The sequence below is a fragment of the Paraburkholderia sp. genome, from assembly GCF_035501035.1.
Classification (GTDB): Bacteria; Pseudomonadota; Gammaproteobacteria; order Burkholderiales; family Burkholderiaceae; genus Paraburkholderia.
On sequence record NZ_DATJWR010000291.1, the window covers coordinates 1 to 10,000 of the forward strand.

The 10,000-nt window shown below is 63.6% G+C and carries 9 protein-coding genes; all 9 read right to left on the minus strand.

The genetic code is table 11. From position 1 onward, the window contains the following. On the minus strand, positions 1 to 143 hold a 143-nt coding region (locus VMJ11_RS21635; protein WP_325621618.1), incomplete at its 3' end, for a ParA family protein. A 96-nt stretch (positions 144 to 239) separates the two neighbouring features. After that, the gene (gene rsmG / locus VMJ11_RS21640) at positions 240 to 938 is read right to left on the minus strand and encodes a 16S rRNA (guanine(527)-N(7))-methyltransferase RsmG (RefSeq protein ID WP_325621603.1); all 699 of its coding nucleotides are present in this window, start codon (positions 936 to 938) and stop codon (positions 240 to 242) included. Then, a complete protein-coding gene (mnmG, locus tag VMJ11_RS21645; protein WP_325621605.1) occupies positions 935 to 2,902 on the minus strand; it encodes a tRNA uridine-5-carboxymethylaminomethyl(34) synthesis enzyme MnmG in 1,968 nt (655 codons plus the stop codon). The genes rsmG and mnmG overlap by 4 nt, the downstream gene beginning before the upstream one ends. Positions 2,903 to 3,139: 237 nt before the next feature. Beyond that, complete coding sequence (locus tag VMJ11_RS21650) at positions 3,140 to 3,889, minus strand: ABC transporter ATP-binding protein (RefSeq protein ID WP_325621607.1); 750 nt, start codon at positions 3,887 to 3,889, stop codon at positions 3,140 to 3,142. After that, positions 3,886 to 5,673: a branched-chain amino acid ABC transporter ATP-binding protein/permease gene (locus VMJ11_RS21655; protein ID WP_325621609.1), complete on the minus strand. Its 1,788-nt coding sequence runs from the start codon at positions 5,671 to 5,673 to the stop codon at positions 3,886 to 3,888. Before VMJ11_RS21655 ends, VMJ11_RS21650 begins: the two co-directional genes overlap by 4 nt. A gap of 4 nt (positions 5,674 to 5,677) precedes the next feature. After that, the gene (locus VMJ11_RS21660; RefSeq protein WP_325621611.1) at positions 5,678 to 6,733 is read right to left on the minus strand and encodes a branched-chain amino acid ABC transporter permease; all 1,056 of its coding nucleotides are present in this window, start codon (positions 6,731 to 6,733) and stop codon (positions 5,678 to 5,680) included. 264 nt (positions 6,734 to 6,997) lie between these two features. After that, on the minus strand, positions 6,998 to 8,167 hold the full coding sequence (locus VMJ11_RS21665; protein WP_325621613.1) for an ABC transporter substrate-binding protein: 1,170 nt from the start codon (positions 8,165 to 8,167) through the stop codon (positions 6,998 to 7,000). A 338-nt stretch (positions 8,168 to 8,505) separates the two neighbouring features. Further along, positions 8,506 to 9,672 carry an ABC transporter substrate-binding protein gene (locus VMJ11_RS21670; RefSeq protein WP_325621615.1) on the minus strand — a complete coding sequence of 389 codons (1,167 nt, stop codon included), beginning with the start codon at positions 9,670 to 9,672 and terminating at the stop codon, positions 8,506 to 8,508. Positions 9,673 to 9,744: 72 nt separating this feature from the next. Continuing rightward, on the minus strand, positions 9,745 to 10,000 hold a 256-nt coding region (locus VMJ11_RS21675), incomplete at its 5' end, for a hypothetical protein (protein ID WP_325621617.1).

Below are 10,000 nucleotides of genomic sequence, written 5' to 3' on the forward strand. Positions count from 1 at the left end.
CCCATCGTGGCGTTGCCCTGCGGGTCGAGGTCGATGAGAAGGACACGTTGTCCCTGCGATGCGAGGCTCGCGGCGAGATTGACCGTTGTCGTCGTCTTGCCGACGCCGCCCTTCTGGTTCGCAACGCAGAAGATTTTTGCCATCTTTCGTGTGTCCCTTTTACTGCCTTGAAAAGTTTGTTTACGTTATGGCGCTCGCATCTGGTGCGCCATTCGGACGATTGGCTATTGCCGGGCCGTTCAGGCCGCGGCGACCGGCTCAACCGATACCTCAATCAGGTGGCGCTCCGCATCGAGCATCGGAACCCTCAGCCGGATCGTGTTCAGCGTCTTCGCTCCGGCGGGCAGGCGCTCGATCTCGCCTTCGGGGCGCACGCCCTTCATCGCCCATATCGCGCCACCGTCAGCGACGAGGTGACGGGCCAGTGTAACGAAATCGGCGAGATCCGCGAATGCCCGCGAGACAATCAGATCAAATTTTTTCGGTACTTCGACACCGGGACGCAACGATTCGACCCGTCCGGTGACGACCGAGAGGTTCGTGAGACCGAGCTGCGCCTTGACCTGCGACTGGAATGCGGACTTCTTCTGCACGATGTCGTTCAACGTGATCTCCCAGTCCGGACGCGCAATCGCGAGCACGATGCCCGGCAGGCCACCGCCAGAGCCGACATCGAGCACCGTCGCCTCAGCGCGCGCCGGCAGATGCGGCAGGATCGAGAGCGAATCGAGAATGTGCTGGATCAGCATCTGGCGCGGGTCGCGGATTGCCGTGAGATTGTAAACCGCGTTCCACTTTGCGAGCAGCGCAACGTAATCGAGCAGTTGCTCGTGCTGGTGCTCGCTCAACTCGACGCCCAGTGCCTCTGCGCCCTCTTTCAGCAGACGAGCGAGTGCGTCGCGGTCTGTGATGCCGGGTTGCCTTGCGCGGCCCGTCATTGCGCCCCCGGCGTCGAGTCGGTGCCCACATCGCCCGCTTCACCCGGGCTCTGGCGACGGCGGCCGAGGCCACGCTTGAGGTGCACCATCAGCAGCGAGATCGCAGCGGGTGTGATGCCCGAAATGCGCGACGCCTGGCCGATGGTCTCGGGGCGGAACTGGTTCAGCTTCTGGCGCGCCTCGAACGAAAGGCCGCGCACTTCCGCGTAATCGATCCCTTCCGGCAAGCGCGTGTTCTCTTGCGCCCCATTGCGCTCGATCTCGTCAGCCTGGCGCTCGATGTAGCCCTGATATTTGATGCCGATTTCGATCTGCTCCTTGATCTGGGCGAGCAGAATTTCATCGTCAGCGAGCGCGGCTTCGGGTGCGCAGGCACCTTCACGCAGGCCGCACACACCGTCGTAACTCACGCCCGGGCGACGCAGCAGATCTGCGAGGTTGTACTCGCGATCGATCGGCTTGCCGAGTAACGCGGTCGCCTCTTCAGCGGAGAGCGTCCTGGGGTTCACCCACGTGGCCTTGAGCCGCTCTGTTTCACGTGAAACAGCGTCACGTTTGCGGCAGAACGCGTCCCAGCGAACGTCATCGATGACGCCGAGCTCGCGGCCGATTTCCGTTAGACGCATATCCGCATTATCTTCGCGCAAGCTCAAACGGTATTCGGCACGGCTCGTGAACATGCGGTACGGCTCGGAAACGCCACGCGTGACCAGATCGTCGACCAGCACGCCGAGATAAGCCTCGTCGCGGCGGGGGCACCAGGCATCCTTGCCTTGCACCTGCAGCCCTGCGTTGATACCGGCGAGCAGGCCTTGCGCCGCCGCTTCTTCGTAGCCAGTCGTACCATTGATCTGGCCCGCAAAAAACAGGCCGTTGATTGCCTTGGTTTCGAGCGAAGCCTTCAGTCCGCGCGGATCGAAGTAGTCGTACTCGATCGCATAGCCGGGGCGCAGGATGTGCGCATGCTCCAGACCGCGCATCGAATGCACGAGCTCAAGCTGCACGTCAAACGGCAGGCTCGTCGAGATCCCATTGGGGTAGAACTCGTTCGTTGTCAGGCCTTCCGGCTCGAGGAAGATCTGATGCGACTCCTTCGAGGCGAAGCGGTGAATCTTGTCCTCGATCGAGGGGCAATAGCGCGGCCCCACCCCTTCGATCACGCCCGTGTACATAGGCGAACGGTCGAGACCGCCGCGGATGATGTCGTGCGTGCGCTCGTTCGTGTGCGTGACCCAGCATGGAATCTGGCGCGGATGCTGCTCGGCACGGCCAAGGAACGAGAAGACCGGCACCGGGTCGAGGTCGCCTGGCTGCTCTTCGAGCACCGAAAAGTCGATCGTCCGGCCGTCGATTCGCGGCGGCGTGCCCGTCTTGAGGCGCCCCTGCGGCAGCTTCAGCTCCTTCAGGCGGGCAGAAAGCGTCACGGCAGCGGGGTCGCCGGCGCGGCCACCCGTGTAATTGTTCAGGCCCACGTGGATCTTGCCGTCCAGGAACGTCCCCGCCGTCAGTACGACCGCGCGGGCACGGAAACGAATTCCTACCTGCGTCACCGCGCCCACGACGCGATCCCCCTCGACCATCAGGTCTTCGACGGCCTGCTGGAACAGCCAGAGATTCGGCTGATTCTCGAGGCGCCGGCGAATGGCGGCCTTATAGAGAATGCGGTCTGCCTGCGCGCGGGTCGCCCGGACCGCCGGACCCTTGGACGAATTGAGGATGCGGAACTGGATTCCGCCCTCGTCCGTCGCGGCGGCCATGGCGCCGCCAAGCGCATCGACTTCCTTGACCAGATGGCCCTTGCCAATGCCGCCAATCGACGGATTGCAGCTCATCTGGCCGAGCGTTTCGATGTTGTGCGTGAGCAGGAGCGTCTTCACGCCCATGCGGGCGGAAGCAAGCGCGGCCTCGGTTCCGGCGTGACCGCCGCCGACAACGATTACGTCAAATTCTGTGGGAAAAAGCATGGCGGGACCTCACGCATGGACGGAAACGACCGCGTGAGCCTTCTCAGAAAAAGTGGTATGCGCGGATTATAACGGTTTCGAGTTTTAAGCCGTTCATACACGAATATTTGTCGGCGGGAGTGAGTGTCTCAATTGTCTGTGCGACGCTCCCACGCCGAGCACACACGAAAAAAACGGCGTGTTTCACGTGAAACACGCCGCCCTCTTCCGGCATTCATCCAACAAACTACCCGGCCATCACACCGGCTTCTTCGCCAATCCGAGATAAGTCTCGATGACGCGTGGATTCTGCGCCAGATCGCTTGCGGGTCCTTCGAGCGCCAGATCGCCGGTTTCCAGCACGTAGCCGTAGTCCGAGATCTGTAGCGCGGCTCGCGCGTTCTGCTCGATGAGCAGCGTCGCGACGCCGGTTTGCCGCAGTGCACTAATGATGTGAAAAATTTCCTTCACGATCAGCGGTGCGAGGCCAAGGCTCGGCTCGTCGAGCATCAGCAGGTCGGGCTTGCCCATCAGCGCGCGGCCGACCGCGAGCATCTGACGTTCGCCGCCCGACAGGGTGCCGGCCGCCTGCGCGCGGCGTTCCTTCAGCCGCGGGAACAGCGCGAACACCGGCTCCAGTTGATCGAGGAAATTGCGCTCGCCCGCGCGTTTGCGCCGATACGCGCCGAGTACGAGGTTGTCCTCCACTGTCATCGAGGCGAACAGCTCGCGCTTTTCCGGCACGAGACACATGCCACGCGCGACGCGACGCTCGATCGGCAACGCGCTGACGTCTTCGCCGAGATACGCAATGCGGCCGCTCGCGTGCCCAGTCACGGGCAGCGCGCCCATGATGGCGTTGAGCAGCGTGGACTTGCCAGCGCCGTTCGGACCGATCACGGAGACGATCTGCCCCGCGCCCACCTTGATTGCCGCCTTGTGCAGCGCCTCGATCTTGCCGTAGCGAACCGCGAGGCCAGAGACTTCCAGTACGGGTGCCGTCATCATTCCACCCCGCCCAGATACGCTTCGAGCACCGCCGGATCCTTCTGCACGTCTTCCGGCAAACCCTCCGCGATACGCGTGCCGAATTCCATCACCACCAACCGGTCGGTGAGATTCATCACGAAATCCATGTCGTGTTCCACCAGCAGCACGCTCATTCCCTCTTCTCTCAGCTTGCGCAGCAATGCGGCCAACTGTTGCTTTTCCTGATAACGGAGGCCGGCCGCCGGCTCGTCGAGCAGCAACAAGGTCGGGTCGCAACTGAGCGCGCGCGCGATCTCCAGAATCCGCTGCTGGCCGAGCGCGAGGCTGCCCGCTTCGTCATACATGTGCTGCTCGAGCCCGACGCGACGAATCTGCCGCGCCGCCTCGCTCATGAGCAGCCCCTCCTCCGTCGCATTGAGCTTGGCGACGCTGCGCAGCACGCCGGCGTGGCCGCGCAGGTGCGCACCGATGGCGACGTTTTCGAGCACCGTCATCGTCGGCAGCAGCTTCACGTGCTGGAACGTGCGGCCGATGCCGCGGGCAACGATTTCACGTGAAGTCAGACGGTCGATGCGCTCGCCGCGGAACGTGATTTCTCCGCTGGTCGGCTGAAGCACGCCGGTGACGAGATTAAAGGTCGTCGACTTGCCCGCGCCGTTGGGCCCGATCAGACCGATGATCTGCCCGGCCTTTACCTCGAAGCTCACGTCGTTCACGGCGACGAGGCCGCCAAACTGCTTGCGCGCCTTGTTCACCGTGAGCAGCAGCTCGCCCGTGGCCGGCTTGCTGCGCTGCGGCAAGGCTTCCGCATGTTCGGGCACATGCGCCTGCGGACCGCGCGGGAAGAAGCGCGCCACGAAGGGCCAGACGCCGCGGCGTGCGTATTGCAGCAGCAGCACCATCAAGATGCCGAACACGATGATCTCGAAGTTGCCGTTCTCGCCGAGCAGCTTGGGCAGCAGCGTCTGCAGCCAGTCCTGCAGCAAGGTCAGGATCGCCGCACCCAGCACCGCGCCCCACACGTGCGCGACGCCGCCCACCACCGCCATGAACAGATACTCGATGCCGTGATTCAGGCCGAACGGCGTCGGGTTCACGGCGCGCTGCAGGTGCGCGTAGAGAAAGCCCGAAACGGCCGCGAGCACGGCCGCATAGACGAAGATCACCACACGCATCCACGCGGTGTTCACGCCCATGGCCTCGGCCATCATGCCGCCGCCGCGCAGCGCACGGATCGCCCGGCCCATGCGGCTATTAAGCAAATTCTGAACAGAGATCACCGAAGCGAGCACCACGACCCAGATCAGGTAATAGATATGGCGGCCCGATTCCAGATCGATGCCCAGCACGTTCAGCACGGGAATGCCGTTGATGCCGTCGTACTTGCCGAGCATGTCGAGGTTGCCGAACAGGAAGAACAGCGCGAGGCCCCAGGCGATCGTCCCGAGCGGCAGGAAGTGGCCCGACAGACGCATCGTGACGAGCCCCAGCACGAGCGCCACGAGCCCCGTGATCACCACGCCGACGATCAACGCGAGCCACGGCGAGACGCCGTATTGCGTCGTCAGGTACGCGGTCGCGTAGGCACCGAGCCCGACGAACGCGGCCTGCCCGAAGCTGGTCATCCCGCCGATGCCGGTGAGCAGCACGAGCCCGATCGCGACGATCGAATAGAGGCCGATGTAGTTGAGCAGCGTGATCCAATACTCGGGCACGTGCACCGGATGCGGCAACACCGGCAGCGCGAACATCACCACGAGGAACAGCCAGAAGAAGCGGTTGTGCATGACGTATCGTTTCATCGCGTCACTCCTCTTCCTCTTCGGCGTGCGGCGTCGAGAGCGAGCGCCACAGCAGCACGGGGATGATCAGCGTAAACACGATCACTTCCTTGTAAGAGCTCGCCCAGAACGACGAGTAGGACTCCAGCAGGCCCACGAACACCGAGCCCGCCGCAGCCAGCGGATAGCTCACCAGGCCGCCGATGATGGCGCCCACGAAGCCCTTGAGACCGATCAGGAAGCCCGAGTCGTAATAGATCGTGGTAAGCGGCGCGACGAGAATGCCGCACAGTGCGCCAAGACCCGCGGCCAGCGTGAACGCGAGCCGTCCGGCCTGCGTGGTGCCGATGCCGACGAGCCGCGCGCCGAGCCGGTTCACCGAAGTCGCGCGCAGCGCCTTGCCCGAAATCGTGCGGTCGAAGTAGAGGTACAGCGCGACGATCAGCACGACAGCCGTGCCGACCACCCAAAGGCTTTGCCCCGAAACCGAGAGACTGCCAACGTTGAAGGTGGCGTCGGTGAAGGCGTTCGTGCGCGAACCTTCCGCGCCGAACATCACGAGCCCGAGGCCCACCATCGCGAAATGCACTGCCACCGCCACGATCAGCAGCAGCAGCGTGGTTGCCTCGGCGATGGGCTGATACGCGAGCCGATAGATGAACGGCCCCATCGGCACCACGATCGCGAGCGTGAGCGCGATCTGTACGAGCATGGGCAACGGTTGACCCGCCACGCCGCGCGTAATCGCATAGAGCGCGACGGGAAAGAGCAGGTACTTGCCCGCGAGCGAGACGAGCGTGCGCGCTGCATGACGGCGGCGTTCGGCGTGACGCGCGAGCGCGGCCACCTCGACGACGAAACAGGCCACACCGAGCGCAACGAGCAGCCAGCACGTGGCCGGAAACTTCTGCGACTGCAGCGCGGCGAGCGTGAGCGCGCCGTACGAGACGAATTCGCCCTGCGGAATGAAGATCACTCGCGTGACGGAGAACACCAGCACCAATGCAAGCGCAAGCAGCGCATAGATCGCACCGGTGGTGATGCCATCCTGCGCGAGGATCGCGGCGATCGATAAATCCATACACCCCTCTTCCTGAAACCCTCTGGAACCCGGAAAAACAGCAGCGTCGAAAAACGAAAATGCGGGAAAGAACCGGCTAAACGCTGGTTTAGCCTTCATGCGTGAACGGTCGGTACGCAGCCGTCAGGCTGCACACCGGCCGAGATTGTCAGTGAGCAAAATGACGCTCTATATGTCGCTGTCTAGCGCTTTGATCAGCGCGAGTGTTTCACGGGGAATCCGCAGCGCACTTGCGGCGCACTGCGGCCCCCGCTGCGCGACGACTTATTCGCTTTGCAGCTTCCACTTGCTGTCGACGACTTCGACGATCACGCGCGCGCGGTCATCGAGGCCGTTGTGGTTGGTCGGCGTCGTGTTCATGATGCCGTGCGAGAGCGGCAGCTCCTTCACGTTCTCGAGCGCGCTGCGCAGCGCGACGCGGAACGCCTCGGTGCCTGGCTTGCCCGACTTCAGCGCAACCGGAATCGCGCGCTCGAGCATCTGGCCGGCATCCCACGCATGACCGCCGAAGGTGGCCACCGTGCCGGCGCCATAGGCCTTCTCGTAGGCCGCCTTATAGGCGAGCGCCGACTTCTTGACCGGGTTCGAATCGGGCAACTGGTCTGCCACGAGAATCGGGCCGGCAGGCAGCAGTTCGCCGTCGCAGTCCTTGCCGCACACGCGCAGGAAGTCGTTGTTGGCGACGCCGTGGGTCTGATAGATCTTGCCCTTGTAGCCACGATCCTTCAGCGTCGTTGCAGGCAGCGCCGCAGGCGTGCCCGAACCGGCGATCAGCACGGCATCGGGGCTCGCCGACATCAGCTTCAGCACCTGGCCGGTCACCGACGAATCGGTGCGGTTATAGCGCTCGTTCGCCACGATCTTGAGGTTGTGCTTCGCGGCGGCGGCGCTGAACTCCTTGAACCAGCTGTCGCCATAGGCGTCGGTGAAACCGATGAAGCCCACCGTCTTCACGCCCTGCTTCTCCATATAGCCGGCGATCGCGTCGGCCATCAGGCTGTCGTTTTGCGGCGTCTTGAAGGCCCACTGGCGCTTCGCATCCATCGGCTCGACAATCGCGGCCGATGCCGCGAGCGAAATCATCGGCGTCTTGCCCTGCGCGACGACGTCGAGCATCGCGAGCGAGTTCGGCGTGACCGACGACCCGATGATGGCGTCCACGTGGTCTTCGTCGATCAGCTTGTGCGTGTTCTGCACCGCCTTGCTCGTGTCGGAAGCGTCGTCGAGCACGATGTATTGCACGCTCTGGCCCGCGATCTCCTTGGGCAGCAGCGCAATCGTGTTTTTCTCCGGAATGCCGAGCGACGCCGCCGGCCCCGTTGCCGACAGCGTCACGCCGATCTTCACCTGTGCGGCGGCGAGGCCCGCCGTACCCATCAGCGCCGCTGCGAGTCCGGCACTAATCGAGCTCAAAACCCACTTCTTCGTTTTCATTGCGCGTCTCCAAACGCTTGGTCTGCGTATTGCGGATTGATCCTGCGCCGATTGCTAAGATCTTCGTAAATCGACGCTGGCCTTCGAGTGTAGTAATCGGGATCGCGCGCGTATTTCATGGTTTTCCCTGCCTGCGGCGCCGCACAAGCCGCCGCGCCGCCGGGCGCACGCTCCGCTTTATCGACTGCTCCCCTTGCCCTGCTCCCTGCCTCCTACGATTTACCATGCGACACCACGCGGTGCCGTTGCGCCGGCAACAAAAAAGGCACCTCGAATGAGCGTGCCTTCCTCGTCTGTCGCGTTCGCCGGGCTGTGTTCCTCGTGGCGTCAACCGGCGCTCAATCGCCGGCGAGCTTCCACTTGCCGCCGACGATCTCCACCATCACGCGGGCACGCTGGTCGAGCCCCGCGTGATCCGTCGCGCTCATGTTGAAGATGCCGTGTGCGCCCGCCACGTCGTGCGAGTTTTCGAGCGCGGCGCGCAGTGCCTCGCGGAACGCCTTCGTACCCGGCTGCCCGGCCTTCAGTGCGACCGGAATGGCGTGCTGGAGCAACAGGCCCGCGTCCCAGGCGTGACCGCCGAAGGTCGAGATCGAGCCCGCGCCATACGCCTTTTCATAGGCGGCCTTGTACGCGAGCGCCGATTGCTTCACGGGATTCGAATCGGGCAACGGGTCGGCGACGAGCAGCGGCCCGGCGGGCAGATACGTGCCCTCGCAGTCCTTGCCGCACACGCGCAGGAAGTCGTTGTTGGCCACGCCGTGCGTCTGGTAGTACTTGCCTGCGTAGCCGCGCTCCTTGAGCGTCTTCTGCGGCAGCGCGGCCGGCGTGCCCGCGCCCGCGATCAGCACCGCGTCGGGGTGCTGCGAGATCATCTTGAGCACCTGGCCCGTGACCGAGGCGTCGTTGCGCGCGAAGCGCTCGTTCGCGACGATCTTGATGCCCTGCTTTGCAGCGGCGGCGCTGAACTCCTTGTACCAACTCTCGCCGTAGGCGTCCGCAAAACCGATGAAGGCCACCGTCTTCACGCCGTGCGCCGCCATGTGCTGCGCGATAGCGCCCGCCATCAGCTGGTCGTTCTGGGGCGTCTTGAAGACCCAGGCGCGCTTGGCGTCCATCGGTTCGACGATCGAGGCCGCGGCGGCCATCGAGATCATCGGCGTGGAGGTTTCCGCGGCGACATCGATCATCGCGAGCGAGTTCGGCACGACGGTCGAGCCGATCAGCGCGTCGACGTGGTCTTCACTCGTGAGCTTGCGCGCGTTCTTCACCGCCTGCGTGGAGTCGGTGGCATCGTCGAGCACGATGTAGTCCACTTTCTGGCCCGCGATTTCCTTCGGCAGCAACGCAACCGTGTTCTTTTCCGGGATACCGAGCGAGGCGGCAGGCCCCGTGGCCGACAGCGTCACCCCGATCTTCACATCTGCATACGCCCCGCCGGCCGTCGCCGCGAGCACCCCGGTCGCGACGCAAGCCGCCCCCATCCAACGCCAAACCAACTGCATCTCCACTCCTTCGATAATCGTTTTCTTTATTGCTACGGATTTTGTGGCGTGCGCTGCTGCTTAACCCGCTCCTTAACCGATATGCGAATCGATAATCGGTTGCGGGATATCAGCGCAAAAATGCTGACCGCATGGTCGGTGAATGGCGAGTGTAGCGGTCTGCGTATTCAGATGGCAAGTGCTTTCCATCAGCTTACAAACTGCATGAATACGCCACCGTATTGCGTAACGCGCAAAGGCTTGACCAGCGGGCGAGTCACACCACACGGCGTGATTTGCGTAATTGAGGGCGGGGATATTGGCACGCGCGAGCGCTTCAAAAGCAAAC